General features: G+C 68.6%; 22 protein-coding genes. 9 read left to right on the forward strand and 13 right to left on the reverse strand.

Annotation, left to right across the window (positions count from 1 at the left end):
* The coding region (locus ELQ94_RS00005; RefSeq protein ID WP_133447503.1) for a hypothetical protein at positions 1–352 on the reverse strand (352 nt) is incomplete at its 3' end.
* A gap of 403 nt (positions 353–755) precedes the next feature.
* Positions 756–1,262 carry a septum formation family protein gene (locus tag ELQ94_RS17160; protein WP_166404600.1) on the reverse strand — a complete coding sequence of 169 codons (507 nt, stop codon included), beginning with the start codon at positions 1,260–1,262 and terminating at the stop codon, positions 756–758.
* Positions 1,263–1,590: 328 nt separating this feature from the next.
* Between ELQ94_RS17160 and ELQ94_RS00015 the strand changes: the two genes are divergently transcribed.
* Complete coding sequence (locus ELQ94_RS00015) at positions 1,591–2,364, forward strand: SDR family NAD(P)-dependent oxidoreductase (protein WP_127045949.1); 774 nt, start codon at positions 1,591–1,593, stop codon at positions 2,362–2,364.
* A 200-nt stretch (positions 2,365–2,564) separates the two neighbouring features.
* Positions 2,565–4,598: a glycogen debranching protein GlgX gene (glgX, locus tag ELQ94_RS00020; RefSeq protein ID WP_127045951.1), complete on the forward strand. Its 2,034-nt coding sequence runs from the start codon at positions 2,565–2,567 to the stop codon at positions 4,596–4,598.
* A gap of 75 nt (positions 4,599–4,673) precedes the next feature.
* Here the strand turns inward: glgX and ELQ94_RS00025 are convergent, their stop codons facing one another.
* The gene (locus tag ELQ94_RS00025; RefSeq protein ID WP_127045953.1) at positions 4,674–6,230 is read right to left on the reverse strand and encodes a GMC family oxidoreductase; all 1,557 of its coding nucleotides are present in this window, start codon (positions 6,228–6,230) and stop codon (positions 4,674–4,676) included.
* Positions 6,227–7,588 carry an alpha/beta hydrolase gene (locus ELQ94_RS00030; RefSeq protein WP_166404601.1) on the reverse strand — a complete coding sequence of 454 codons (1,362 nt, stop codon included), beginning with the start codon at positions 7,586–7,588 and terminating at the stop codon, positions 6,227–6,229. The genes ELQ94_RS00025 and ELQ94_RS00030 overlap by 4 nt, the downstream gene beginning before the upstream one ends.
* Positions 7,589–7,706: 118 nt before the next feature.
* Between ELQ94_RS00030 and ELQ94_RS17165 the strand changes: the two genes are divergently transcribed.
* Positions 7,707–8,024: a hypothetical protein gene (locus tag ELQ94_RS17165; RefSeq protein ID WP_166404602.1), complete on the forward strand. Its 318-nt coding sequence runs from the start codon at positions 7,707–7,709 to the stop codon at positions 8,022–8,024.
* Here the strand turns inward: ELQ94_RS17165 and ELQ94_RS00035 are convergent.
* Both ELQ94_RS00035 and ELQ94_RS00040 read right to left on the reverse strand, forming a co-directional pair.
* Positions 8,021–9,061: a Gfo/Idh/MocA family protein gene (locus ELQ94_RS00035; protein WP_127045957.1), complete on the reverse strand. Its 1,041-nt coding sequence runs from the start codon at positions 9,059–9,061 to the stop codon at positions 8,021–8,023. The genes ELQ94_RS17165 and ELQ94_RS00035 overlap by 4 nt on opposite strands.
* Before the next feature lie 236 nt (positions 9,062–9,297).
* Positions 9,298–9,885: a TetR/AcrR family transcriptional regulator gene (locus ELQ94_RS00040; RefSeq protein ID WP_127045959.1), complete on the reverse strand. Its 588-nt coding sequence runs from the start codon at positions 9,883–9,885 to the stop codon at positions 9,298–9,300.
* Between the two features lie 97 nt (positions 9,886–9,982).
* On the opposite strand from ELQ94_RS00040, the gene ELQ94_RS00045 reads away from it, so the two are divergent.
* The 4 genes from ELQ94_RS00045 to ELQ94_RS00060 all read left to right on the forward strand — a co-directional run bounded on the left by ELQ94_RS00045 (position 9,983) and on the right by ELQ94_RS00060 (position 15,885).
* A complete protein-coding gene (locus ELQ94_RS00045; protein WP_127045961.1) occupies positions 9,983–11,023 on the forward strand; it encodes an NAD(P)-dependent alcohol dehydrogenase in 1,041 nt (346 codons plus the stop codon).
* A 274-nt stretch (positions 11,024–11,297) separates the two neighbouring features.
* On the forward strand, positions 11,298–13,073 hold the full coding sequence (locus tag ELQ94_RS00050) for a glycoside hydrolase family 15 protein (RefSeq protein ID WP_127045963.1): 1,776 nt from the start codon (positions 11,298–11,300) through the stop codon (positions 13,071–13,073).
* A gap of 182 nt (positions 13,074–13,255) precedes the next feature.
* Positions 13,256–15,625 carry a carbon starvation CstA family protein gene (locus ELQ94_RS00055; RefSeq protein ID WP_127045965.1) on the forward strand — a complete coding sequence of 790 codons (2,370 nt, stop codon included), beginning with the start codon at positions 13,256–13,258 and terminating at the stop codon, positions 15,623–15,625.
* Positions 15,625–15,885 carry a YbdD/YjiX family protein gene (locus tag ELQ94_RS00060; RefSeq protein ID WP_127045967.1) on the forward strand — a complete coding sequence of 87 codons (261 nt, stop codon included), beginning with the start codon at positions 15,625–15,627 and terminating at the stop codon, positions 15,883–15,885. Before ELQ94_RS00055 ends, ELQ94_RS00060 begins: the two co-directional genes overlap by 1 nt.
* Positions 15,886–16,010: 125 nt before the next feature.
* On the opposite strand, the gene arfA is transcribed toward ELQ94_RS00060, so the two are convergent.
* The 5 genes from arfA to ELQ94_RS00085 form a co-directional block, all read right to left on the reverse strand.
* Complete coding sequence (gene arfA, locus ELQ94_RS00065) at positions 16,011–17,546, reverse strand: arabinosylfuranosidase ArfA (protein ID WP_127045968.1); 1,536 nt, start codon at positions 17,544–17,546, stop codon at positions 16,011–16,013.
* Between the two features lie 112 nt (positions 17,547–17,658).
* Positions 17,659–18,561, reverse strand: a complete 903-nt coding sequence (locus ELQ94_RS00070; RefSeq protein ID WP_127045970.1) for a carbohydrate ABC transporter permease — start codon at positions 18,559–18,561, stop codon at positions 17,659–17,661.
* Positions 18,558–19,538 (reverse strand): carbohydrate ABC transporter permease, encoded by a 981-nt coding sequence (locus ELQ94_RS00075; protein ID WP_127045972.1) that lies wholly within the window; start codon positions 19,536–19,538, stop codon positions 18,558–18,560. The genes ELQ94_RS00070 and ELQ94_RS00075 overlap by 4 nt, the downstream gene beginning before the upstream one ends.
* Positions 19,535–20,875 (reverse strand): extracellular solute-binding protein, encoded by a 1,341-nt coding sequence (locus ELQ94_RS00080; RefSeq protein WP_127045974.1) that lies wholly within the window; start codon positions 20,873–20,875, stop codon positions 19,535–19,537. The genes ELQ94_RS00075 and ELQ94_RS00080 overlap by 4 nt, the downstream gene beginning before the upstream one ends.
* Before the next feature lie 137 nt (positions 20,876–21,012).
* Positions 21,013–21,897 carry an exonuclease domain-containing protein gene (locus ELQ94_RS00085; RefSeq protein WP_166404603.1) on the reverse strand — a complete coding sequence of 295 codons (885 nt, stop codon included), beginning with the start codon at positions 21,895–21,897 and terminating at the stop codon, positions 21,013–21,015.
* A 172-nt stretch (positions 21,898–22,069) separates the two neighbouring features.
* Between ELQ94_RS00085 and ELQ94_RS00090 the strand changes: the two genes are divergently transcribed.
* Positions 22,070–23,314 (forward strand): hypothetical protein, encoded by a 1,245-nt coding sequence (locus tag ELQ94_RS00090; protein ID WP_208007471.1) that lies wholly within the window; start codon positions 22,070–22,072, stop codon positions 23,312–23,314.
* Positions 23,311–24,669 carry an SNIPE associated domain-containing protein gene (locus ELQ94_RS00095; protein ID WP_127045978.1) on the forward strand — a complete coding sequence of 453 codons (1,359 nt, stop codon included), beginning with the start codon at positions 23,311–23,313 and terminating at the stop codon, positions 24,667–24,669. Before ELQ94_RS00090 ends, ELQ94_RS00095 begins: the two co-directional genes overlap by 4 nt.
* 16 nt (positions 24,670–24,685) lie before the next feature.
* Here the strand turns inward: ELQ94_RS00095 and ELQ94_RS00100 are convergent, their stop codons facing one another.
* Together ELQ94_RS00100 and ELQ94_RS00105 are read right to left on the reverse strand one after the other, a co-directional pair.
* Positions 24,686–25,009: a nucleotidyltransferase family protein gene (locus ELQ94_RS00100; RefSeq protein ID WP_127045980.1), complete on the reverse strand. Its 324-nt coding sequence runs from the start codon at positions 25,007–25,009 to the stop codon at positions 24,686–24,688.
* A 71-nt stretch (positions 25,010–25,080) separates the two neighbouring features.
* The gene (locus ELQ94_RS00105; RefSeq protein ID WP_127045982.1) at positions 25,081–25,908 is read right to left on the reverse strand and encodes a MerR family transcriptional regulator; all 828 of its coding nucleotides are present in this window, start codon (positions 25,906–25,908) and stop codon (positions 25,081–25,083) included.
* Positions 25,909–25,915: the final 7 nt, after the last annotated feature.

The following is a 25,915-nucleotide window of genomic DNA, read 5'->3' on the forward strand; positions in this document are numbered from 1 at the left end:
AGCCGGTCTCCGCGCCGGTGAGCGACGTGCCGGTGTTCAACGATCCCCCGATACGTATGCGCCGCTTCGCATCCCGATCACCGGCGGACGTCAACGTCGCGACGGCATCGACCGCGGACGCGAAGCCGAGAGTGCCGAGGGTGTCGATCGGTCCCTGCGTGCGCTTCTCTGCTTCTCCGGCGAGGGCGATGCGGGCGGCGTCCACGAGGCGGCTTAGGTGCTCCACATCGCGCAGTACGGTGATGTATTCCGGTGCGGTGAGACGGGAGGGGGCGAGCGTGCCGACGGGGTCGGTGAGGAGCTCGATCGCGTCCCCGATCCGCTCCTGGAGAACCTCGCCCTGTCTGCTCATACGTCAAGTGAACACGCCACCACCGACATTCGGTCGGTATCTGAAAAAGGAGTGAGTAACTCGGTGGGAGACACGCCTGTGGACGACAGGTCGCCGAGGGAGGGGCCTCCGCCTGCGGCTGCGAGACAAACCCGTGGGCGTCCTGTAGCGATGGTCGAGGGCCCCACATCCGCCCCGACGGCGCCACCCCTAGGTAGAGCCCTCGCTCGGGAGTAGCCCTTTCGAATGGGACGATCGCCGTCGGGATGCGTGTGGCCGTGAGCCGCTTGATTGTCGAGGGCGCCACATCCGCGCCGAGGGCGCCACTTCTAGGTGGCGCCCTCGAGCCGCACTAGCGCCCTCGGTCGGGGAGTGGCCTTTCGTAGAGCGCGACGAGAAAGACGGACCGGGGTGGAGAAGGGAGCTACTCGCCGGCGCCGCGGAGGGTGCCCGTGGTCTCCTGAACGCCCCCGATGAGGCAGTTGATGGTGCGGTCGTCCATCGCCCAGCTCTCCTCGGTGGGCGTGTAGTAGTTGAGCTCGTGGACGGACTCCTCGTAGGCGATGCCCGCGAAGGCTTCGAACTCCGCGAGGCACTCCCCTTCCGCGAAGTCCTGAGCGGCGGTGAGGCCGGGGTACTCGTCGTCCGTCATCGTGACGTTCTTGAAGACCTCCCACGTGTGCGGGTCGTCGCAGGGAACCGTGGGGACGTCGCTGACCTCACCGTCCACAGTCGCCTCGTCGGAGATGCAGTCGCCCTCGGCGATCGCGAAGATATCGGTGTCGCCGCCCTCGACGATCTCTCCCGACTCGTCGCGCGTCTCGCCGCCCATGAGGCCGTTGATCGCGCTGCACCCGGTGAGGAGTGCGACGACGGACGTAGCGGCTGCGGCGCCGAGGGCGAGTCGGCGGATCACGGAGCGTCGAGACATGATGGACATCACTTTCCGCGGGCCGGGTTCTCGGTCCGCTGGATCGGGGGGCTGTGCTCCATCGGAGGACGGGGCGGTGAGGGCGGCGCGCGATGCGCCGACGACGACGCTATCGGCCCGGTGCCTCACTGCGCACTCCCTCCTTCGGGCGTCAGTCGTGGACGGGCGACGGTCTTCGGGCTGAGGCCGTCGAGCGGGCCGGCGGGCCCGGGGTCGGATGGGGAAGGGCGGGGAAAGGGAGGGGCCGGGCTGGGCGGATTCGGCCCCGAACCCGCCGTGACCGAGGGCAAGGGGTGGTGCGCCGCGACCCGCCTGCGAGGATGAAGGCATGACGGAGAACAGGCGACGCGTGCTCGTGACCGGGGCGTCCCGCGGCATCGGCCGCGCGGTGGCGGTCGCCTTCGCCGCGGCGGGTGCGCGCGTGGCCGTGCATCACGGGCACAGCCGGAAGGACGCGGACGAGACGGTGTCGATGCTCGCGGGCACCGGCCACGCGGTGGTCGCGGGGGATCTCGCGGATCCGGAGCAGGCTCGGCGCATCGCGGACGACGCGGTCCGTTCTCTCGGTGGACTCGACGTGGTCGTCAACAACGCGGCGGTCGGTCCGTCGGCGACCAATCGGCATTCGATCGTCGATTCGTCGTACGAGTCGTGGCAGGGGGCGTGGCGCAGCATGGTCGACGTCGACCTCGTGGGCACGGCGAACCTCACCTGGTGCGTGGCGCGGCACCTCGTGGAGCAGGGCTCCGGCGGTTCGATCGTCAACGTCGGGTCCCGCGGGGTCTTCGTCGGCGAGCCGGACTACCCGGCGTATGCCGCGAGCAAAGCAGGACTCCATGCCTTCGGGCAGTCGATCGCGCTCTCGCTCGCCCCGCACGGCATCGCCGTGAGCACCGTCGCGCCCGGTTTCGTGTCGACGGAGCGGCAGGAGGCGAAGCTCGCCGGGGAGGCCGGCGACGCCATCCGCGCCCAGAGCCCGTTCGGCCGAGTGGGCACACCCGAGGAGGTCGCTGCGGCGATCCTCTACCTCGCGTCACCCGACGCCGTCTGGGCCTCCGGCACCATCCTCGACCTCAACGGCGCCTCGAACCTCCGCAGCTGACCGGCGAAGAGCGAGCCTGTGGACGACGGGTTCGGCAGTACATGAGAATGCATAGATCCGCGCGAGCGTCAACACCCTCCCGCGTCGCCAGGCATCCCGCATGATCGAAGAGGCCCCCGCTGAGGCGGCCCCTCTTCTTCCCTCCGCCGCGTCGCACGACGATCGTCGTGCGCGCCCGCTCCACCCGACAGGACCACCCCATGACTCGTTCCCTCCCATACCCGCTCGGCTTCTCCGTCATCGACGGCGGCTACAACTTCGCGCTCTCCTCCGAGACGGCCGACGCCGTCTACGTCTGCACGTTCGACGAGGACGGAACGGAGACGCGCACGCGACTCGAAGAGCGCACCGGCCACGTGTTCCATGGACTCGTCGACGACGCGCGCGTGGGCACGCGCTACGGCATCCGGGTCGACGGGCCGTGGGAGCCGGCCGCCGGGCTGCGCCACAACGTCGCGAAGCTCCTGCTCGACCCCCACGCCACGGCGATCGAGGGTGGCTACGACTGGGGCCAGGCCGTCTTCGGTCACGACATGAACGAGCCCGAGGACCGCGACGACACGGACTCCGCCGACGCGACCCCGCGCTGCATCATCACCGACCCGTCGTTCGACTGGTCCGGCGACGTCGCCCCGCGCACCCCGCTCGCCGAGACCGTGGTCTACGAGACCCACGTGAAGGGTTTCACGCAACTGCACCCCGACGTGCCGGAGGACATCCGCGGCACGTACGCGGGGCTCGCGCACCCTGCGGCCATCAAGCACTTCACCGACCTCGGCGTCACCGCCGTGGAGCTCCTCCCCGTGCAGCAGTTCGTGCAGGACAGCCACCTCGAGGAGAAGGACCTCCGCAACTACTGGGGCTACAACTCCATCGGATTCTTCGCCCCGCACAACGAGTACGCGGCGGCGGGCGACGGCGGCGGCCAGGTGGCCGAGTTCAAGCAGATGGTGAAGGACCTCCACGCGGCGGGCCTCGAGGTCATCCTCGACGTGGTCTACAACCACACAGCCGAGGGCAACCACATGGGCCCGACGCTGTCGTTCAAGGGCATCGACAATGCGGCGTACTACCGCCTCGTGGAGGGTGACGAGGGCAACTACTTCGACACCACCGGCACGGGCAACAGCCTCAACGTGAGCCACCCCACGGCGCTCGGCCTCATCATGAACTCGCTCCGCTACTGGGTCACCGAGATGCGCGTCGACGGCTTCCGTTTCGACCTCGCCACCACGCTCACACGCCAGGGCGGCGACGCCGAGATCCACAGCGCGTTCCTCACCCTCATCCAGCAGGACCCGGTGCTCGCGCCGGTGAAGATGATCGCCGAGCCGTGGGACACCGCGGGCTACCAGGTGGGCGGATTCCCGGCCGGTTGGTCCGAGTGGAACGGCAAGTTCCGCGACGACGTGCGCGACTTCTGGAACAGCACGGACGCGGTGCTCGGCACCCTCGCCCAGCGCGTGCTCGGATCGCCCGACGTCTACGAGGCGTCGCGCCGCTCACCCGTGTCGAGCGTCAACTTCATCACGGCGCACGACGGCTTCACGCTCGCCGACCTCACCGCCTACGCCGAGAAGCACAACGAGGCGAACGGCGAGGACAACAACGACGGGGAGAGCGACAACAAGTCGACCAACGGCGGCGCCGAGGGCGCGACGGACGACGAGGCGATCGTGGAGCGCCGCGATCGGAAGCGGCGCAACCTGCTCGCCACACTCCTCCTCTCCGCGGGCGTCCCGATGATGCTCGGCGGCGACGAGATCGGGCGCTCACAGGGCGGCAACAACAACGCCTACTGCCAGGACAACGAGATCTCGTGGTTCGACTGGGAGAACGCCGACCACGACCTGCTCGCGTTCACGACATCGCTCATCGAGCTGCGCCGGTCGTCTCCCGCGCTGCGTCCCACGTGGTTCCGCCACGGCCCGGAGAGCGCCGAGTCGGTCCACACCGTCCGGGTGCTGCGCGCCGACAACGAGGGCTTCGCGGATGAGGACTGGGAGAACCCCGACGCGCGGTCGATCGCCTTCGTCTTCGAGCACGAGGGCGCCGATGCGTTTGCGCTGCTGCTGAACGCGGCCGACAACGGCGTGGAGTTCACCGTCCCGGCTGCCCCTCACGCCGAGTGGGAACTCGCCGCGTCGAGCGACGCCGACCAGACGGTGGAGGGCGACGTCACGACGCTCATCGTGCGCGACGAGTCCTTCACCCTCCTCCGCTCCCGCGCCTAGTCACCCTTCGCCACCTCCCGTGAGGTGTCGCACTCTGTTGTCATCCGGCCCGTCCAGGCAACAGATTGTGACACCTCACGGCTTGTGTGAGGCGAGGAAGCGATCGGCTGTGCGGAGAGAGAGCGCCATCGTCGTGAGCGCGGGGTTGGCGACGAGCGAGCTCGGGAAGACCGAGTTGTCGCAGATCCACAGGTTCGGCACATCGAAGCTGCGGCCGTCCGGATCGATCACGGCGCGCTCGCGGTCGGTGCCCATGCGGGCCGTCCCGAGGGTATGCGCGGTGCGCGGCAGGACCATGGTCGACGTCGCCCCCGCCGCCTCGACGATCGAGGTGAGAGTGCGGATCGCGTGCCGGTCGATCGCGTCCTCGTTCCCGCCCGCGCTGAAGGAGATGCGCGCCTTCGGGATGCCGTCGTCATCCACCTCGTCAGAAAGCTCGAGCAGGTTGCCGTCGCTCGGCAGGCACTCGCCGTTGATGCCGACGCCCGCCATGAACCGGTAGTCGTCCATCGCGTCGACGAGCTCGCGCCCCCACAGCCCCGCTCCGCGCACGAGCGTCGTCGCGAGGGTCAGCGGCATGACGCCGAGGCTCTGGATGAGGTACCCTCCGGCGAAGTCCGCGTCGGCCGGGCGTACGAAGTCCTCGGTGATGATGGAGGAGGGGTAGCCGCGGTAGCCGCGCATCTCCTGCTCGAACCGGCCCCACACCTGAACACCGCCGTGGGCCATGAAGTTGCGGCCCACCTGGCCGCTGCTGTTGCCGACACCCGTGTGGAGGAGGAGTCGGGGCGTCTCGATGCCGCCGGCGCACAGGAACAGGTTGGTGCACCGCTGACGGTGGTCGACCCCGTCGCGGCGGTACACCACGGCGGTCACGGCGCCGCTCGCGTCGCGCTCGATCCCGTGCACCATCGACCCGGCCCGGATCTCGGCGCCGTGGGCGACGGCCTGCGGCAGGTAGGTCGTGTCCATGCTGACCTTCGAGCCGTTGCGGCAGCCCTGGTGGCATGTTCCGCAGTTGGCGCACGCGGAACGGTGACCGCCATGGTCGTGGTCGTGATCGCGCGTGACGAGGGCGGCCGGGGCGTCGGTGGCACGGATGCCGAGGGCTTCGCAGCCGCGCATCATCATGTCGGACGACGCGTTCCGCGCGACGGGCGGGAAGAGATATCGGCGGTCCGGGTCCCACGGGTAGTGAGAAGGGCCCGAGACTCCCGCGAATCGCTCAACGCGCTCGATGTAGGCGACGAGCTCGTCATGGTCGATCGGCCAGTCCTCGCCGAGGCCCGATTCAGAGCGGAGCCGGAGGTCATGCGCACTCGGTCGAGGGGCGAACGCACCCCAGTGGAGGGTCGATCCTCCGACGCCGCGCCCCGAGTTGTTCGGGCCGAACGCGGTCGGGGTCTCCCCGCCGCTCAGGCGTTCGTCCATCCAGTTGATGTCGTCGGCCGCCGCGATCTCGTCGGGCGTGTGGTCGTGGGGGTCGGTGTTGTCGCCGGCCTCGAGGGCCACGACGCGGAGTCCGCGGGCCGCGAGGGCCGCGAGGAGGGGAGCCCCGCCCGCCCCGGTGCCCACGACGACGGCGTCGACGATCTCGTCGTCGGCGAAGGTGCGCATGTCGGTGAGGTTCATCGGGCGATCACGGGGAGCATCTCCCAGTCCTCTCGTTCGTCGGCGCCGAGGATTGCGAAGCCGGTGAAGACGTCGTCGCCGCCGTTCGCGAAACCGTCGAAGCCGATGCGGGCCATCGTGGCCGGATGGGCGAGCCACTGGCGCACGAGGTCCACGCGGGCGTCCTCGAACCAGGCGGCGAACTGCGCGGCGCTTAACGCGTCGTGCTCGTCGTATTCGCCCGCGGCCAGACGGGTGATGACGGCGTCGATCTCGCGCGGGGAATGCGTGCGGAGGGGCGCGAGGGCGTCGAGCGCCGTCGCATACGCCTCGCGGTCGGGCGGGAGGTCGGCGTTGCGCCAGCCGTCTCCGCCCCCGGCGGCCAACTGTGCGTCGACGCGCAGTGCGATGTCAATTCCCGCCCCGTCCTGCGGCACGATCCGGTCGGCGAGGACACGGAGCGTCGCGAGCTGGACGTCGGTCAGTGCGGCCGGCGTGGCGTGCGGGTCGTCGGCGACCGCGCGGCGGGCCAGCAGGCCGCGGGTGCGTGCACTCGTGCGCGGCGACGCGATGACGGCGGCCACATCCGCTGGCACGGCCGGGCCGATCCCCGCGGTCGACTCCCAGAAATCCCGGACGGCGTGCGCCACATCGAGCGGACGCTCGAGTGGCAGGAGGTGACCGGTGCCACCGAGGGCCTCGACGCTCGCTCGCGGGTACACCGACCCGTTGAGGCGCCGCTGCGCGTCCTCGCCGAGGTCGCCGTCCTCACCACCCGCGAGGATGAGCGCGGGCAGGTCGAGCGTGCCGACGGCGTCGGTGAGGTCCTCGCGGCTGCCGTCCTCGAGCCAGGCCGTCCACGCCGCCGCAGAGGTGCGCTGCACGTCGTCGAGCGCCAGCGCGTCCGCGTCCGGATGGAGCCGTGCGCCCACGTTGGCGTCCACGAACGTGCGTGCGGCGTCGGCGTCGAGACGCCCGTCCGCGGCCCAGGAGAGCATGTCGCGGCGGCGCTCCTCCTCCATCGGTTCCGGCGACGGAGGAGACGCGGCGAGGAGGACGACGCCGGCCAGTCCGAAGAGCTCCGACTCTCCCGCGAGGGCGCGCGCGGCGACGACGGAGGCGATCTTGCCGCCCATGCTGTGCCCGATGAGGATCCACCGCGTGGCGCCGCTGCGACGGATCGCGCGCTCGACGTGGCGGACCGACTCGGGGATGCTCGTGCCGGTCATTCCGGCGGCGTCGCCGAAGCCCGGGAGGTCGATCGCGTGCACGTCGAGGACGTCGGCGACCGCTTCGGCGACACCGTCGAACGCGCGAGCACTCGATCCGAGCGCATGGAGCGCGAACGCGGTCGTGCGGGAGGACGGGCTCGAGCTCAAGAGCGCTCCGATCGATGGCAGGCGGGGACGGGGGTCGCGCTCCGGTGTGCGATGTCCGCCTGTGCACGCTACGTCGCAAGCGGGACGCGGGATCGACCGTTGCCATTCCGGCACCCGTGTGACACGCGACGCGCGGAACGTCGCGCACGCCGCCTTCTCGCGGCGGGCGCGACGAGCCCGGCTGGCGCGCGACGAGCCCGGCTGGCGCGCGACGAGCCCGCTGGGCCTCGGCGTGTACTCCGCGGTCCCGCGGTTGGTGCTCGGCCTGTTCGTGATCCGCCACTCGGCCGCGCGCTCCGCGCTGCAGTTCGTGGTGGGCGCTGCAGCACGTGCGACAGCGCCCACCAATACCTGCCGCGCGACGGGGGAGCGGGGTGCGAAACGGGGGAGCGGTGCTGCGGACGGGGCGCCGCAGGGTGCGGAGGCGGCTGGTTAGCGGGAGTACTCCGCGGAGGCGTGGGCCTCCTCGATGATCGCGAGCACCTCGAGGCTGTCGGCCGGGTCCACGGGCAGCGGGCCGTCGCCGCGGATCGCGGACGCGAGGCCGCGGTAGAACGCGGGATAGTCGCCGGGCAGTGTCTCCACCGGGTGCTGCTCGTCACCGGCTCCGATGAGGCCCCAGGCACTCTCGGGCGTGCGTCCGTATCCCTCGTCGGTGGGCGGGAGGCCCTCGCCGAGCTGCTGCTCCTGCGGGTCCGTGCCGCCGATCACGAACGCGGCGCTCGTGCCGCGGACGCGGAAGCGGTCGGTCGGCAGCGCACTGACCGTGCTGAGCGAGAGTCGCGAGCGCACGCCCGACTCATGGCGGATGGAGAGGAGCACGTCGTCGTCGGCGGAGCGGCCCTGCCCGCGCGTGTCGATCTCGGCGTGCACGGAGGAGACGGGTCCGAAGAGCTGGATGGCCTGGTCGATGACGTGCGGGCCGAGGTCGTAGAGCACTCCGCCGCCCTGTTCGACGGGCGCTTCGGCCTTCCAGCCGGCGCGCAGGGTGGGGCGCCAGCGCTCCATGCGTGACTCGAACGAGAAGACCTCACCGAGTTCGCCGCGTTCCGTGAGCTCGCGGACGGTGAGGAAGTCACCGTCCCAGCGGCGGTTCTGGAAGACGGAGAGCAGCGTGCCGCGTTCCTGAGCCTCTCGGAGGACCTCGCCGCCCTCGGCCGTACCGACGGCGAAGGGCTTGTCGACCACGACGGCGAGGCCGCGTTCGATGGCGCGCTGGGCGAGGGCCGCGTGCGACGCGTTCGACGTGGCGATGATGACGAGGTCCAGGTCGTCGGCCCGATCGAAGAGGTCGTCGGGGTTCGAGATCACGTCCGCGTGGGGGTGGGTGTCTCGGGCGTCGTCGGATCGCGACGGGTCACCCGTCACGATCGCGTCCAGCCGGAAGTCCGGGTCCGCTCTCAGCAGTGGCGCGTGGAACACCCGCCCCGACAAGCCGTAGCCGATGATCCCGGTCCGTATATGCTCCGTCACCCCTCCACGCTAGCGTGCGCGCGCCACCGCGTCGCCTCCGTCTCGCCCTTTGCCACCCCTCTCCCACGTCCAGTGCCGCCCGCTCCCCTCATTCGCGGCCCCGCTCCCCCTCGTCCCTGGCCCCGCTCCGTGCTTTTGCGCACGCAACTCGCTTCCGCGGGTGAAATTTCACCGGCGGAAAGAAAATGCGCACGCAAAACCGGCCGCGGCCGGGGCCACAGGTCAGGCGGCCGGGGTCAGCGCATGAATGCGCGTTCGACCGTCTCTCGCAGGATCGCGCGACGGCGATCGTGCTCCGCGGCGGCCTCGTCGGCGGTGGCGGCGTAGACGTTGCTCACCGGCGACCAGGCCATCGACATCGAGATGACGAGGGCCATGACGTCGAAGGGGTTGCCCCCCGCGGTGATGGCGCCGGACTTCTGGGCGGCCGTGATGGCGGAGAGCTTCCCGGCGTCGAGCCGGTCTCCCTCGTCGACGAGGGTCCCGTGGGGGCGGCGCTCGAGTCGCTGCCACGTGGCGAGGCGGATGAGATCCGGCCGCTTCAGGTATTCGTCGTAGAGGCGCACGGCCCAGTCGCCGACGTCGTCCGCATCGATGGGCACGACGTCCACGATGCGCTCGAGCGAGGCGGCGAACACCGTCTCGAAGAGGGCCTCCTTGCTGCCGAAGTAGGCGTAGAGCTGGGCCTTGTTCGTCTGCGATGCGGCGGCGATGCGATCGACGCGCGCGCCTGCGATTCCGTACTCGGCGAACTCGGCCGTCGCGGCGTCGAGGATGCGCTGGCGCGTGGCTTCGCCTTTCGCGGTGGGGGCCTGTGTCGTCATCCGCTCAGGATACCAACCGGTTCGTTTGACGGATTGCGCGTCACGTCGTACGCTCGACTCATAACAAACCAGTTGGTTATCTTTGGAGCAGCGACACATGCGATCGACACGAGCCTTCGGCACCTCCGCCCGCGGAGAGACCCCTACGCTTCGGGATATCGAGCGGCGCGACCTGCGCGCCGACGACGTCGCCGTGCGCGTCACCTTCAGCGGCGTCTGCCATAGCGACCTCCACGCGGTCGACTCCCACACCGACGGCTCGCTCCTCGTGCCCGGTCACGAGTTCGTGGGCGAGGTGACCGCGATCGGGGAGGACGTGACGGAGTTCAGCGTGGGCGACCCGGTGGCGGTCGGCAACATCGTCGACTCCTGCGGCGCGTGCGACATGTGCGCCGCCGGGCAGGAGAACTTCTGCCGCGAGTTCCCGACGCTCACCTACGGGGGCCGCGACCGTCACGACGGCTCGATGACCCTCGGCGGGTACGCCGCCGAGTACGTGGTGCGTGATCGCTTCGTCTACCACCGTCCGGCCTCGCTCGACGCGGCTGGGGTGGCCCCGCTCATGTGCGCGGGCGCCACCGTCTGGGAGCCGCTGCGTCGGTGGAACGTGGGGCCGGGCGTGCGCGTCGGCGTCGTCGGGCTCGGCGGTCTCGGTCACCTCGCGGTCAAGCTCGCCGTGGCGCTCGGCGCGGAGGTCACCGTGTTCACGACCTCCGCCGGGAAAGAGGCGGACGCCCGGGCCCTCGGCGCCGCGGATGTCGTCGTGTCGACCGACGAGTCGGCGATGTCCGCCGTGGCCGCACGCTTCGACGTCATCTTCGACACGGTGGCGGTGGCGCACGATCTCTCCCCGTACCTCCGGACCGTGGCCCGCGACGGAACGCTCTGCGTGCTCGGCTTCCTCGGTTCGCTGCCCGTGAACATGCTCGACCTCGCGCTCGGCCACAAGAGCGTGAGCTCGGGTGGCAGCGCCGGACGCCCGCACACGCAGGAGCTGCTCGATTTCTGCGGCGAGCACGGCATCACGGCGGACGTGGAGGTACTCCCGTCGCGCAAGGTCACCACAGCCTTCGAGCGCTTGCGCCGCAACGACGTGCGCTACCGCTTCGTCCTCGACCTGGCGGACCTCGCCGACTGACGTGGGCCTCGCGAACTCCGCGAACTGACGCGCTGCAGGTTCTCCCGACCGCGCTGCAGGTATTGGTCGGCGCTCCAGCAATCGTTGCAGCGCCGACCAATACCTGCAGCGCAACGGCGGGAGTCGTCGGTGCTCGGCACGGTACTGCTCGGCCTCGTCTTCCAGTCCGGCGGCCGCCGCAAAGCCGTGAGGTGTTGCAAAGTGTGGCTATTCGGGCCGGAATAGCGACAGATTGCGACACCTCACGGGGTTAATGTGGCCGGAGGAGGAACACATGCCGCTGCCGATCGAGGATTACGCGTTGCTGGGCGACAGTCGGGGGTCCGCCCTCGTCGGGCGCGACGGGAGCATCGACTGGTTGTGCGTGCCGCGCTTCGACGCCGCGGCCGTCTTCTCGGCGCTCCTCGGCGACGCGGAGCACGGCCGGTGGCTGCTCGCCCCCGTCGCGTCTGCGACGTCGACACGCGACTATGAGGACGGCTCGATCATCCTCCGCACCCGCTGGGTGACCGACGGCGGCGAGGCCGAGACGGTGGAGTTCATGCCGACCGACGGCGACACCTCGTCGGTCGTCCGCCGGGTCACCGGCATCAGCGGGACGGTGCGGTTCCGCCAGGAACTCACCGTGCGGCCGAACTTCGCCGACATCATCCCGTGGGTGCGCCAGCTGCCGCAGCGCGCCGACGCACACCGGCTGCTCGCGATCGGCGGTCCCGATGCCGTGCTCGTGACGGGGCCGCGGCTGCACGCCGACGGCAACCGGCACGTGGGGGAGTTCACGGTGGCGGCCGGAGAGACGGTCGACGTCGTGCTCACCTGGTACCCGTCGTGGCAGGAGACCCCGGTGGCCGGGAACGTCGATCAGCTGCTCGCCGAGACCGTCGCCCGCTGGGACGGGTGGCAGCCCGACACGACCCACGACGGACCCTACGGTCCCCACGTCGCGCGCTCCCTCACCCTCCTCCGCGCCCTCACCCACGACCGGACCGGCGGGATCGTCGCCGCCGCGACCACGTCCCTCCCCGAGTCCTTCGGCGGCTCGCGCAACTGGGATTACCGCTACGTCTGGTTGCGGGACGCGTCCATGACGGTGTCGACCCTGCTGCGGCACGGCTTCTTCGACGAGGTGGGGCACTGGCGGTCGTGGCTCCTGCGCGCGATCGCCGGCGACCCCGACGACGTACAGATCATGTACGGGCTCGCGGGCGAGCGGGAGCTGCCCGAGCGCGAGCTCGCGCGACTGCCCGGGTATGAGGGCGCGACGCCCGTGCGCACGGGCAATGGCGCCGTCGACCAGTTCCAGGCCGACGTGCTCGGGGAGGTACTCGTGTGCCTCGACGACGCGCGGGGCGCCGGTCTCGCCGACCCGCCCGAGTCGTGGGCGCTGCAGCGCGCCCTGCTGCAGCGGCTCGAGCGCACGAAGGCAGATCCGGACAACGGTATCTGGGAGATCCGCGGGGAGCAGCAGCACTTCGTGCACTCGCGCGCCATGGTGTGGGCGGGGTTCGACCGGGCGGCCCGCGCGGTGCGCGAGTACAGGCTGCCCGGTGACGCGGGTCGGTGGGAGCGCTTGCGCGATGAGGTCGCGGCGGACATCGCCATCCACGGGGTGAGCGCGACGCACGGCGGCTTCACCCAGTACTTCGGGACCGACGAGGTGGACGCCGCGCTCCTGCAGTTGCCGCAAGTGGGGTTCTGCGCCTACGACGACCCGCGCATGCTCGCCACGGTCGAGCGGATCGAGCAGCAGCTCATGCCCGACGGTTTCGTGATGCGGTACCGGCCGGAGACGGGGGTGGACGGCCTGGCCGGCCGCGAGAACCCGTTCCTCACCTGTTCGTTCTGGCTCGTGGAGCAGTACGCGCGGTCGGGCCGTCGTGCGGACGGTGAAGCGCTCATGGAGCGGCTCCTCGCCGTGGCGAACGACGTCGGCATGCTCAGCGAGGAGTACGACCCGGTCGCGAAGCGGCAGGCGGGCAACACCCCGCAGGCGCTCACGCACCTCGCGCTCATCCGCGCCGCGGACGCGCTCGGGGGCGCGCTGGGCTGAACGTCCGAGGCACGCGGTCGATGCGCCGAGGGTGCCAGTTGCGCCCCGAGGGCGGCATGTGGAGGTGTAGCCCTCGAGCCGCACTAGCGCCTTCGGGGCGGGGTGGGTGGGACGGGGGCGCGCACCTGTGGATTCGCTGTTAGCATCGCCGGACGAGCACCACCGTTCAGGGAGGAATCGTCATGGGCAACGACGCCAGGCGACAGGACAACTCATCGGCACGAGCACCCCAGCGGGGAAGCGGCCAGGCAGGCCGTCGGGGAGGTGGCCGAGCGACCGGGCGGGACGGACTCGTTCCCGCCGGCGGCGGGGAGGCCGAGCCGGTCCTCGTGCAGGACCCGGAGCTGCCGCCCACCGCGCTCGACGAGGCCGAGCACGCACCCACCTGGACGCCGCCCAAAGTGATCCTGTGGGTCGCGATCGCGCTCCTCGGCGGTGTCGCCTGGACGATGCTGGCGCTGGTGCGCGGTGAGACGGTCAACGCGATCTGGTTCGTGTTCGCGGCCGTCTGCACCTACCTCATCGCCTACCGCTTCTACTCGAAGCTCATCGAGCGCAAGCTCCTCCGCCCCGACGACCGGCGCGCGACGCCCGCCGAGTACAAGGCGAACGGCAAGGACTTCGTGCCCACCGACCGCCGCGTGCTCTACGGCCACCACTTCGCCGCGATCGCCGGAGCCGGACCGCTCGTCGGCCCCGTCCTCGCCGCGCAGATGGGCTACCTGCCCGGCACCATCTGGATCATCATCGGCGTGATCCTCGCCGGTGCCGTGCAGGACTACCTCGTCCTGTTCTTCTCCATGCGCCGCGGCGGTCGCTCGCTCGGCCAGATGGCGCGCGACGAGCTCGGCGTGATCGGCGGTACCGCGGCGATCATCGCGACCCTCGCGATCATGGTCATCATCGTCGCGATCCTCGCCCTCGTCGTGGTCAACGCGCTCGGGGAGAGCCCGTGGGGCGTCTTCAGCGTCTCGATGACGATCCCCATCGCCCTCTTCATGGGCGTGTACCTGCGCTACCTGCGGCCCGGTCGGATCACCGAGGTGTCCATCATCGGCTTCGTCCTGCTCATGTTCGCGATCGTGGCGGGCGGCTGGGTCGCCGAGACGGAGTGGGGCGCCGCGGCGTTCACCCTCGACCGCACCGTGATCGCCGTCGGGATCATCGTCTACGGCTTCATCGCCGCGATCCTCCCCGTGTGGCTGCTGCTCGCCCCGCGCGACTACCTCTCCACGTTCATGAAGATCGGGACGATCGTCATGCTCGCCGGGGCGATCATCCTCGTCCGTCCGGAGATCACGGTGCCCGCGTTCAGCGAGTTCGCCGGTGGCGACGCCGGCCCCGTCGTGAGCGGATCGCTCTTCCCGTTCCTCTTCGTCACGATCGCGTGCGGCGCCCTCTCCGGCTTCCACGCCCTCATCGCCTCGGGCACCACACCGAAGCTCGTGGAGAAGGAGCGCCAGACGCGCTTCATCGGCTACGGCGGCATGCTCATGGAGTCGTTCGTGGCGATCATGGCGCTCGTCGCGGCCCTCTCGATCGACCGCGGCATCTACTTCGCGATGAACTCGTCGGCCGCGGCCACAGGCGGAACCGTGGAAGGTGCGGTCGCGTTCGTGAACTCGCTCGGCCTCGCGGGAGTGAACCTCACGCCCGACATGCTCACCTCGACCGCCGCGAACGTGGGGGAGGAGTCGATCGTCTCCCGCACGGGTGGCGCCCCGACGCTCGCCCTCGGGCTCGCGCACATCATGCAGCAGCTCATCGGCGGCACCGCGCTCATGTCGTTCTGGTACCACTTCGCGATCATGTTCGAGGCGCTCTTCATCCTCACCGCCGTGGACGCGGGAACGCGCGTGGCCCGCTTCATGCTGCAGGACACCTTCGGCAACATCAACAAGAAGTTCCGCGACCCCGACTGGCGTCTCGGAGCGTGGATCTGCACGGCCGTGATGGTGGCGGCCTGGGGCGCGATCCTCATCATGGGTGTGACCGATCCACTCGGCGGCATCAACACACTGTTCCCGCTGTTCGGCATCGCGAACCAGCTGCTCGCGGCCATCGCGCTCGCGATCTGCATGGCGATCGTGGCGAAGCGTGGCAACTTCCGGTGGCTGTGGATCGTGGCGGTACCGCTCGCATTCGCGTCGGTCGTCACGATCACGGCGTCGATGTACAAGATCTTCTCGCCGGTTCCGGCTGTGGGCTACTGGGCGCAGAACGCGGCGTTCCGGAACGCCCTCGCCACGGGCGAGGAGAGCTTCGGCAACGCGCCGACCCGCGCTGCGATGGAGGCCGTCGTGCGCAACACGACCGTGCAGGGTGTGCTCTCCATCGTGTTCGTGACGCTCGCGATCATCGTGATCGGATTCGCCGTGTGGCACACCGTGAAGTCCTACCGCACGGGTGGCGGGCCGAGCTCTGAGGATCCGGCGCTCCCGTCGCGTCGTTTCGCGCCGTCGGGCCTCATCGCCACGAAGGCGGAGAAGGCGCTCGAGAAGGAGTGGGCCGGAGTGGATGCGGACAAGCGTCCCGCGAAGGCCGGCCACTGATGTCCGCGGATAGCGACGCGCTGCGTGCGCCCGAGGGTCGCCCGGCGGCGACCCTCGGGGGGCTCGCGGTGCGCGCGGCCGGGCGCGGCTGGTCGTCGCTGCGCTGGTTCGTCACGTCGATGATGGGCGACACCGCCTACGCGACGTACGTCGAGCACCACACGCGCACCCACCCGGACACGCCCGTGCCCGACGAGCGCACGTTCTGGCGCGAACGCTTCGCCGAGCAGGACCGCACCCCCGGCTCCCGCTGCTGCTGACGGCCTCACTGCGCTGACGACCGCGAGTCACTCGGCCAGGTAGCCCATTTGCGCGTTTTCATGCCAACGGGCTGACATGAAAACGCGCAAATGGGCTACTTCGTGGTGGGGGAGAGGGTGCGGGGTCAGGCGCGGGCGGTGTCCAGGATCACGACGGACCACGAGAGCGGGGGGAGCGTCGCGCGGACGGCTCCGTCGACCACGTCGACTCCACGCAGGGGCGTGAGGCCTACGCGGTCCTGGTCGTCCACGACGTTCGCGACGAGGCGGTCGCCGCCCTCCGGCACCGTCAGCACCTCGGCCGAGCGGACCGTCGTGGCGCCGAGGCCCCGCAGGTCCACGGTGAGGTCGGATGCATCCGTGAGCGAGCGGTTCGCGAGGAAGAGCGCGATCGTACCGTTCTCCTCGTCCCACGTCGCGGCCGCGTCCACCACATCCACGTCGCCGTAGCGCTTCGTCGCCATCTGCGTGGAATCGATCGCGAGCCGCAGGATGCGACCACGCGCGTGCGACGCGATGCGCGCGAACGGCCAGAAGATCGACTGGCGCCACGCGGGCCCGCCCTGTTCCGAGCGGATCGGCGCGATGACGTTCACGAGCTGCGCCTGGTTCGCGATCTTCACGCGGTCGCCGTGGCGCAGGAGGCTGTGGAGGAAGGTGCCGACGACGACCGCGTCGGTCACGTTGTAGGTGTCCTCGATGAGGCGCGGGTACTCGCGCCAGCCCTTCGCCACCTGGTGCGGCTGGTCCTCGGTCTCGAGGCCGCTCTGGTACCAGACGTTCCACTCGTCGAACGAGATGTCGACCTGCTTCGTGTGCTTGCCGGCCGCCTTCACCGCGTCGACGGTGGCGATCACGCCGTCGATGAACGCGTCCATGTCCACGGCCTCGGCGAGGAACGACGCAGCGTCGCCATCGTGCTCCTGGTAGTAGGCGTGCATCGAGATGTAGTCCACCTCGTCGTACGCGTGGGTGAGGACGGTGTGCTCCCATGAGCCGAAGGTGGGCATCTGCCGGTTCGACGAGCCGACGGCCACGAGCTCGATCGACGGGTCGACGAACTTCATCGCCTTCGCCGTCTCCTGCGCGAGACGCCCGTACTCCTGCGCCGTCTTGCCGCCGATCTGCCACGGCCCGTCGAGCTCGTTGCCGAGGCACCACAGCTTGATGTCGAACGGGTCGGCCGCGCCGTTGGTGCGGCGCAGGTCGGACCAGTAGGTGCCGCTCGGGTGGTTCGCGTACTCCACGAGTGCGCGCGCCTCCTCCACGCCGCGGGTGCCGAGGTTCACGGCCTCCATGATCTCGACGTCGGCCTCCTTCGCCCACTCCACGAACTCATGGAGGCCGAAGGCGTTCGACTCGATCGTGTGCCACGCGCCGTCGAGGCGGCGGGGCCGCTTCTCGACCGGGCCCACGCCGTCCTCCCACAGGTAGCCGGAGACAAAGTTTCCGCCCGGGTACCGCACCACGGTGGGGCCGAGCTCCTTCACGAGCGCGAGCACGTCTTTCCGGAAGCCGCGCGCGTCGGCCTGCGGGTGGCCGGGCTCGTAGATGCCGGTGTAGACGCAGCGACCCATGTGCTCCACGAAGGAGCCGAACAGGCGGCGGGGCACGTCCCCGATCGTGAAGTCGCGGTCGATGGTGATGCGGGCGGTGGTCATGACTCTCCTAGCTGGCGAGGGGGTGGTGGGTGTGTGGCGCGCGGACGACGGATCGGCGCGGGCGGGTGCCCGCGCCGATCCTGTTCCCGCCGACCCAGAGACGAACGAGCGGCTACTGGCCGCCGAAGCCCGTGGTGGCGACGCCCTTCACGATCTGCTTCTGGAACACGAGGAACACGGCGATGAGCGGCAGCGCGGCGAGCACAGCCTGGGCCATGACCTGGGCGTACTGCACGCCGTAGGCGCTGATGACGGTCTGCAGTCCAACGGGCAGGGTCATGAGCGTCGTGTCGTTGATCACGAGGAACGGCCACAGGAAGTTGTTCCAGGCGCCGATGAACACGAAGATCGCGACGGCCGCGAGGATCGGACGCGACAGCGGCAGGACGATCGACCAGAAGATGCGGAACCGTCCGGCGCCGTCCACGCGAGCGGCGTCCTCGAGCTCGATCGGCACACCGTCGAAGAACTGCTTGAGGATGAACACCATCGCCGGCACCACCACCTGGGGCAGGATGAGGCCCCAGTACGTGTCCACGAGGTTGAACGCGAGCATCTGGTAGAAGAGCGGGATGATGAGCGCCTGCGGCGGCACGACGATCCCCGCGATCACGATCGCGAACAACCACTTGCGACCCTTGAAGTCGAGGCGCGAGAACGCGTAGGCCGCGAGGGCCGAGATCGCGAGCGTGATCGCGGTGATCGCGATCGACGTCGCGAGGCTGTTCCAGGCCCACAGCCAGACGTTTCCCTGCGACAGGATCGCGGTGAACGCCTCGGCGGTGGGTCCGCTCTCGCCGATCCAGGTGGGGGCGCCGGAGGCGGCGTCGTTCTCCGTCTTGAACGCCGTGGCGACCGCCCAGAGGAACGGGAGCAGCCAGCCGATGGCCATGAGCAGGAGGACGAGGAACGCGGCGATGCGCAAGGGGCCGAAGGGTCGGTCGCCCGGCTTGCGCGGGTGGGCCTTCTCTTTGGTGACAGGGACGGTGACGCTGCGGGTTGCGGTGGCGGTCATCGCAGGTTCCTCCTCCGGGAGACGACGGTCGCCTGGGCGACGCCGATGATGACGATCAGGGCGAAGAAGATGTAGGAGATGGCGGCGGAGAAGCCGAACCGGTATCCCACGAATCCGGCTTCGTACATGTACTGCACGATGGACCGGGTGGTGTCGCTCGAGACTCCGCCGAGCATCTGGTACGCCTGGTCGAAGAGCTTGAGCGAGGCGAGCACCTGCAGCATCACGATGAGCACCGTGGCCGGGCCGAGCTGCGGGATCGTGATGGACCAGAGCTGGCGCCACGGGCCGGCGCCGTCGAGCGATGCGGCCTCGTACTGCTGCGCCGGGATGTTCTGCAGGGCCGCGAGGTAGAGCAGGAAGTTGAAGCCGATGGTCCACCACACGGTCGCGATGACGATCGCGTACATGTTGGTGTCGGCGTTCTGCAGCCACGCGATGGGCTCGATCCCGAAGTTCGCGAGGATCGCGTTCGCCGCTCCGATCTGCGGGTTGAAGATCCACACCCAGATCTGCGAGATCACGGTGGAGGCGAGCAGGAACGGCATGAAGAACGACAGCCGCCACAGCCACTGGCCGGGGATGCCGCGGTCGACGAGCACGGCCATGAGGAGCGCGATGAGAACGAGCGGCACCGTGGAGAGCACGGTGAACCACAGCGTGTTGCCCATCGAACGCCACATCGTGGGGTCGGAGAGCGCCTCGGCGTAGTTCGCGATGCCGACGAAGCCGCCGCCGGTACCCGTGAGGGACTGGTCGGTGAAGCTCAGGTAGATGCCGTGGATGATCGGCCACACGAGGAAGAGGATGAAGGCGATCATGAACGGGGCGAGGAACGCCCAGGTCACGAGCTGCTCGCGGCGCCCGCCGGAGCTGCGGCGTCCGGGCTGGCTCGAGCCGGTGACGATGGAGCGCGTCGTTGCGCCGGTGGCGGGTCCCGTGCCGGTGGCGCGAGCGGTCTGGGGTGCGGTGCTCATGATCCGAACGTCCCTTCGGGGTCGGCGGGGTTCGGTTTGGCGAGGAGCCCGTCGACGCGGCGGCGGAAGTCCGTGATGGCGGCGGCGGGGTCGTTGCCGTTCAGGAGCACGCCCTGCACGGCGGCACCGAACTCGCTCTGGAAGTTGGAGCCGGATCCCGTGAACCAGGCCTCCGGGTCGTAGCGCACGAATTCGGCGGCGTCGGCGTAGTTCGCCTGGGGCACGAGGTCGGCGTAGTCGGGCGATTCGGTGACGGGCAGGTAGGCCGGGATGTGGCCGGCCTCCGCCCAGTCGAACGAGCCCTTGAGGAGGTCGGCGACGAACTCGTATGTGAGCTCCCGCTTCTCCTCGTCCGGGTTCGCCTGGTGGGGGAGCACGAAGGAGTGCGAGTCCGCGTAGACCGCGTCCGTGCCGTAGAGGGTGGGGATGCGGGAGGCGTTGAAGTCGAAGCCAGCGGCCTGGATGGTGCGCAGCTCCCACACGCCGGTGAGGAGCATGCCGCTCTTGCCGGTGGCGAACTCGGCGACGGCGGTGCCGTAATCGGACTGGGCCGCCGCGATCTCACCGTCGAGGAGCGTCTGCATGTAGGTGAGCGACTCGATGGCGGCGTCGTCGTCCAGCACGCTCTTCCCGCCCTCGGGCGTCTCCATCTCGAGGCCGTGCTGCGTGTAGAGCGTGTAGAAGAGGCGCCACATCTGCGCGCCGTCACCGAGGTAGCCGAAGGAGAGCGCGTGGCCTCCCGCAGCCGCGGCGACCTCGCGCGACAGGTCGACGAACTCCTCGGGGCTCGAGGTGGCGTTGAGGTTGCCGTCGCTGTCGAGCACGCCTGCCGCGTCGCAGATGTCGGTGTTGAACATCATCACGAACGGGTGGGCGTCGAGGGCGACGCTGTAGAGGCTGCCACCCGCGTTGCCCTTCTCCCAGATGGGGGCGGGGAACGTCGACTCGTCGACGCCGAGGGACGCGAGCTTGTCCGTGTCCCACGGGTCGAGGAGGCCGCCGGGGGCGTAGCCCGCGACGCGCGTCGCGTGCATGATCGCGACGTCGGGGGCGCGCCCGCCCGCCGCCGCCATGGCGAGCTTCGTGTAGTACGGCGTGCCCCAGGCGAGCACCGTGGGGCGCACGGCGTAGGCGTTCTGGGAGGCGTTGGCGGTGTCGAGGAGCCCCGACATCGTCACGCCGTCGCCGCCGGAGAGCAGATGCCAGAACTGCAGCGTCTGCGCGGTGGGCGAGCCGCCGAGAGTTGGGGCGCAGCCCGAGAGGAAGGCGGTGCCGGCTAAGGCCGCTGCCGTCCCCGCGAGCATCTGCCGTCGCGAGAGTTGAGGTGAGGGATTCATGTCACTCCTTCGTGACTTGTATCGACCGGATTGAGGATAGCATTACATCGATGTAATGGGTTCGCAAGAGGCTTGAGATCACGGTCCGGGCCCAATTGCGTGACGGTGCTCTCACTGGGCACCGTGAGAGTGCTCGTTCAGTACGCCAGGATCTCCAAGAACGTCTGCTCGGTGACGATCTCCACGGACTGGCCCTTGGATGCAAGCTCCTGCGCCTTCAGGATTTTCGAACTCAGCGTGGCGCCGGGACGAAGCGTGGCGGGATCGAACCCGCCCATCACGACGAGGGTCGTCTTCTTCGTGACGCCCCCCGAGATACTCGCGCCGTACGAGGCGACGATGTCCTGGGCCTTCGTGCGCGAGTAGCTGTCGAGATCGCCCGAGAAGCACACCACTTCGCCGAACAGCGGATGGGCCGGATCTGCCGAGATACTCGCCTGTGGGAGATCGGACTTCTTCGTGTACGCGCCGACGCGGGTGCGAATGCGGGAAGGCATCGACTCGAACAGGGCGTCCAGGGTCTCTGCGCCTCGCTCCTCGGCCACTCGCAGAGTGATGAGAGCGCACGCGAGCGAGTCGGCGCCGGCTTCGTGGTGGTTGAAGTCGGGGAGGCCGAAGTGCTCGACCACGAGAGGGAGTCTGTGGCTGGGGAGCTTGCAGTGGTGCCGGACCACCGCGAGCGCGTCTCGGAACTCGAGGCCGGCGTCCGCGGTTCCGGTGAGCCGATTCGCGGCGTTGTAGACACCCTTGTCGAATGGGCTGTAGGCGACGAGCGGGAGTCCTCCGGAGTAGCGTCCGATGTGCTCCAGCATCAGAGGCCAAGACGGCGCATCCGCGACATGTTCCGGCCCAATGCCGTGGATGTACGTGTTCGTGAAGTCCAAGCCGGTCGGTGGATTGACGAACCAGGAGTCGGTGGCGACCACTCGGCCGTCCGTGACCTTCGTCAGCCCGACGGCGCAGACGGAGCCGCGATCGAAGTTGGCGGTCTCGAAATCGATGGCGACGAAGCTCAAGGGCATGGGGTGAAGCCTATGGAGTAGGGGTCGAGTGTTCATTCCCCCAAGCGGGGCTGACGCGGATACAGCCCGTCGGTGTGCTGCTGGCCTGATTGTCCCGTGGACGCCACAATGGGGTAGGTGTCACATGGTCTATGCAGACGCATAGGATGTGGCCAATCAAAGGGGAAATTAGATGGCTCGTCGCGGATTCTTGGCGGAGATGCAGCATCAGGCGAAGCTTGCTGAGCAGCGACAGCGCGCGGCATCGCGGGAGTACGAGGCGCGGCGCCGTGCAGTAGAGCAGGCGAACCGAGCGGCCGAGCGTGCGCAGGCTGCGGCGACGCGAGCGTCGGAGGCGGATCGCAAGCGGCTCGAGAAGGAAGCAATCGCAGCGTACGTCGCCGCTATGCAAGCTGGCGTCGAACAGCGGAACGCTGATCTACAAGAGCAGTATGCCGAGATCGATGGGCTTCTCTCCGCGACTCTCGCGGTCGACGACTTCGTAGATCTCGAGCAACTTCGCGTGCGAGTGCAACACCCTGCCTTCCCTCGGCCCGATCTTCGTGCGCCTCTTCCGGTACCCGCGCCCATCCCCGACCCTCCTCTTCCAGTGCAGCACCAGCCCGCGGCGCCCACCGGGCTTTTTGGCAAGAAGAAGAAGTGGGCCGACGCGCAGGCCGCCGCAGCACATCAGTACGCGCAGGACTATTACGTCTGGCAAGCCGCCACGGCATCCCTTCCGCAACGGCGTGCAGCGCAGGCGGACCAGTATGCCGCCGCAGAAAAACAGCGCCAGCTTGAGTTTTCTCGAGTAGAGACAAGGTACGCACAAGAATCCGCTGAGCGGGATGCCGCGGCAGCCGCGCAGAACGCCGAACTTGACGAGCTGATCTCGGGCCTGGCATACGGTGCGGTGGACGCAGTTCAGGAATACGTGAGCATCGTCCTCGCGAACTCGGTGTACCCCGAATGGTTCCCGGTTTCGCACTCGGCCGTCTTCGATCCGTCATCTGCCGAGCTGAGCCTCCGCGTCTCTATCCCGGGCCCGGACAAAGTGCCCACGGTCAAGGCGTATCGCTACGTGCGAGCCTCCGACGAAGTAACGTCGTCGCCGTTGCCGCAGAAGGATCTGAAGGAGCGATACTCCGGAGTCGTCCACAACGTGGCGCTCCGCAGCATGCACGAGATCTTCGAAGCCGACCGCCGGGGCCTCATTCGAGCTATCTCATTGGAACTCGGCACAGAGACGACCAATCCGGCCACCGGCCGAGAGACTTACGTCCCCTTCGTGGCTGCAGCCGTGACGCGTGACCTGTTCATGGAGCTTGATCTGTCCGCTGTTGTGCCATCGGCAACCTTGGAGCACCTCGGTGCCGTCGTGTCGAAGAATCCGTTCTCCTTGGCAGCGATCACTCCCGGCGGTGTTCGAAAGGTATGACTGAGTTGCCGGAGATGATCTTCAATCCTCCTCCTGGATGGCCGAAGCCTCCGGCGGGATGGCGACCTCCCTCTGGATGGAAGCCGGAACCGTCGTGGCCAGCCGTTCCGCAGGGGTGGGTGCTGTGGATTGAAGTGGGTGGATCGGAGGGCGCCAACGTCTCCAGTGATGTCGCAGATGATGCTCAGGTGGATGCTCCAACCACCGACGATGCGGCTGCCGAAGCACCAATCGACCGAGTCGTCGAACTTGAACGTGAAAATGCCGCGCTCAGAGAGCGGCTCGCAAACTCCCAATCGGGCGGTCTAGTCGACCTTGACGATGCCCGGGTGCTGCAGGAGGTCGGCATCTATCGATTCCACCACCCGTTGGAAACTGCGGCGGCGTACCAGGACCGCCTCAAGGAGATAGAAGCTGCGATAGCGACCGTCGTCCGAGAGGAGCGAGCGATCGAGAAGTCGGAGCTGTTCACCTTCAATAACTCGCTGGCGCAGGGTCGAAGAATGACGTCGGACCTCGCCAAGTTGATGCTCCGTGCTTACAACTCCGAGGCAGACAACGCGATCCGAACGCTACGTGCGGGCAACGCGATCACGGCAAAGCGCCGGCTCGAGACCTCTCGTGCGTCAATTGCAAGGCTAGGTGCGCTCATGGAGATGCGCATCAGTGACGCGTATCACCGCCTCAGGGAGGAGGAGGTTGAGCTCACTGCGGATTGGCTCATGATGAAGCAGGTGGAACGCGAAGAGGCTCGTGAAGAACGTGCCCGACTTCGCGAAGAACAGCGGGTCCAGAAGGAACTCGACGATGAGAGGGGTCGCCTCGACAAAGAACGGGCTCACCTTCTCAACGCCCTCGCTGCTCTCGAATCGCAGGGGCAAACGGATGAGGATCTCCTTCGCAGGCTCAGTGAGGTTGATGAGGCTATCGTCGAGAATGACTTCCGGGCCGCCAACATCCGCGCTGGCTACATCTACGTCATCTCCAACGAAGGTGCTTTTGGCCGCGACGTCGTGAAGATCGGCCTGACTCGACGACTGGCGCCGACCGAACGCATCAGTGAGCTCAGTGGCGCGTCGGTTCCGTTCCGTTTTGACACCCACACGCTCTTCTTTTCCGAGGATGCTGTCACGCTCGAGAACGAGCTCCACAAGCACTTTGCTCACCGCGCGTTGAATCAAGCGAACTCCCGCAAGGAGTTCTTCTTTGCGAGCCCTGCCGAAGTTCGTGATGTGCTCCTCGAAAAGGTGGGCAACATCCTCGAGTTCTCGGAATCTGCGGAGGCCACAGAATATCGACAGTCGCTTGCGGGCTGGCCATCCACGTCGAGGGAGCGTCGACTCGGCGGCCTCTAGGGAGCTTGAATCTGCCTTACAGAGGGATCGCTTCTCTCATCGCGGTGTGTGAGACGGGTGCGCGCAGGAGGCCCGGAACGACGACATCGACGGGACGCCCCAGGATCCGGGTGAGTCCGACGGTGAGGCCGCTGATCCTCAGGAGTTCGCTGTCTCGCTCGTCTGGCAGGAGGTCCACCATCAGATCGATGTCGCTCTGGTCCTCAGCGTCGCCGCTTGCCATCGATCCGAAGAGGCGCGGATTCGTCGCGCCGTATTTCCGCAGAACGGCGTCCAGCTCGTCCCGGTGCGCGGCCACGAGCTCACGTACCGCGACCGAATCGGGACTGAGAGTGGACATGGTTTCAGGGTACTCGCGCGGTCGGACTGCGGTCAGTTGCGCTCCGAGTCTTCATGAGCCGCCGACCCGTCTCAGGCGAGTGGCTCGTAGACCTCGGTGAGGAATTCGTCCTCGCTGACCTGATCCGGCGTTGTCAGGTACCGATTGAACGCCTTGCTGGCGATCGTGTCGTCGTTCCGGACGGTCAGGTTTTCCGACGCGATTCGCGCGTTGATGAGGTCGTGCGCCTCGCTGATCTGGTCGTAGGAGCCCCGCACCTGCGCGACGAGGCAGTCGCGCTCGGGCAGCTCGAGAATCGCCAGTGGCGCCTCGACGCGGGTGCCGGGTGCGATGGGGAGGAAGATCGACAGGTCGACGTCGCGCTCGGTGAACTGGTCGTCGTGCTCGATGACGCCGCACGGGCCGATGGGCGTGACGGATTGAGCGGTGAGCATCGGCAGGAGCCGGTCCCAGAGCTGATGCTCGTCCCGGTAGGTCGGAACCGTGCCGCGAAGGGTGACGACGGACAGGGCGGGGACGACGGTGCGGTTGATGGTGATGGACATGTTCTCTTCTCCAGAGTCGAGCAATCGAGTGATCATGGACACCCGCGCCTGGGCTGCGTGCAGATCCTCGGTCAGGCTCTCGCGCTGCAGCTGCAGGGCGTGAGACCAGGCCGGGGTGCCGCGGGCAGCAAGGAGGATGCCGATGGCGGAGACGCCGAACCCCACATCGCGGAGCGTGCGGATATCGGCTGCGTCGGCGAGCTGATGCGGCGCGTAGCGCCGGTACCCGGTCGACGGATCGATGTCCGCAGGCACCAGTACTCCGTGGGAGTCGTAGTGCCGCAGCATCCGCACCGACAGTCGGGTCAGGGAGCTGAACCGACCGATCGTCATGAGGTTCGGGGACTCGGTCATGACCCCA

This window comes from Labedella endophytica (assembly GCF_003990045.1).
GTDB lineage: Bacteria > Actinomycetota > Actinomycetes > Actinomycetales > Microbacteriaceae > Labedella > Labedella endophytica.

Coding starts and splice junctions, on each gene's coding strand:
- ELQ94_RS00105 (WP_127045982.1), bottom strand. CDS start 25,908: ATGACCGAGTCCCCGAACCTCATGACGATCGGTCGGTTCAGCTCCCTG.
- glgX (WP_127045951.1), top strand. CDS start 2,565: ATGACTCGTTCCCTCCCATACCCGCTCGGCTTCTCCGTCATCGACGGC.
- ELQ94_RS00055 (WP_127045965.1), top strand. CDS start 13,256: ATGGGCAACGACGCCAGGCGACAGGACAACTCATCGGCACGAGCACCC.
- ELQ94_RS00080 (WP_127045974.1), bottom strand. CDS start 20,875: ATGAATCCCTCACCTCAACTCTCGCGACGGCAGATGCTCGCGGGGACG.
- ELQ94_RS00045 (WP_127045961.1), top strand. CDS start 9,983: ATGCGATCGACACGAGCCTTCGGCACCTCCGCCCGCGGAGAGACCCCT.
- ELQ94_RS00040 (WP_127045959.1), bottom strand. CDS start 9,885: ATGACGACACAGGCCCCCACCGCGAAAGGCGAAGCCACGCGCCAGCGC.
- ELQ94_RS17160 (WP_166404600.1), bottom strand. CDS start 1,262: ATGTCTCGACGCTCCGTGATCCGCCGACTCGCCCTCGGCGCCGCAGCC.
- ELQ94_RS00050 (WP_127045963.1), top strand. CDS start 11,298: ATGCCGCTGCCGATCGAGGATTACGCGTTGCTGGGCGACAGTCGGGGG.
- ELQ94_RS00060 (WP_127045967.1), top strand. CDS start 15,625: ATGTCCGCGGATAGCGACGCGCTGCGTGCGCCCGAGGGTCGCCCGGCG.
- ELQ94_RS00070 (WP_127045970.1), bottom strand. CDS start 18,561: ATGACCGCCACCGCAACCCGCAGCGTCACCGTCCCTGTCACCAAAGAG.
- arfA (WP_127045968.1), bottom strand. CDS start 17,546: ATGACCACCGCCCGCATCACCATCGACCGCGACTTCACGATCGGGGAC.
- ELQ94_RS00095 (WP_127045978.1), top strand. CDS start 23,311: ATGACTGAGTTGCCGGAGATGATCTTCAATCCTCCTCCTGGATGGCCG.
- ELQ94_RS00100 (WP_127045980.1), bottom strand. CDS start 25,009: ATGTCCACTCTCAGTCCCGATTCGGTCGCGGTACGTGAGCTCGTGGCC.
- ELQ94_RS00015 (WP_127045949.1), top strand. CDS start 1,591: ATGACGGAGAACAGGCGACGCGTGCTCGTGACCGGGGCGTCCCGCGGC.
- ELQ94_RS00085 (WP_166404603.1), bottom strand. CDS start 21,897: ATGCCCTTGAGCTTCGTCGCCATCGATTTCGAGACCGCCAACTTCGAT.
- ELQ94_RS00090 (WP_208007471.1), top strand. CDS start 22,070: ATGGCTCGTCGCGGATTCTTGGCGGAGATGCAGCATCAGGCGAAGCTT.
- ELQ94_RS00075 (WP_127045972.1), bottom strand. CDS start 19,538: ATGAGCACCGCACCCCAGACCGCTCGCGCCACCGGCACGGGACCCGCC.
- ELQ94_RS00025 (WP_127045953.1), bottom strand. CDS start 6,230: ATGAACCTCACCGACATGCGCACCTTCGCCGACGACGAGATCGTCGAC.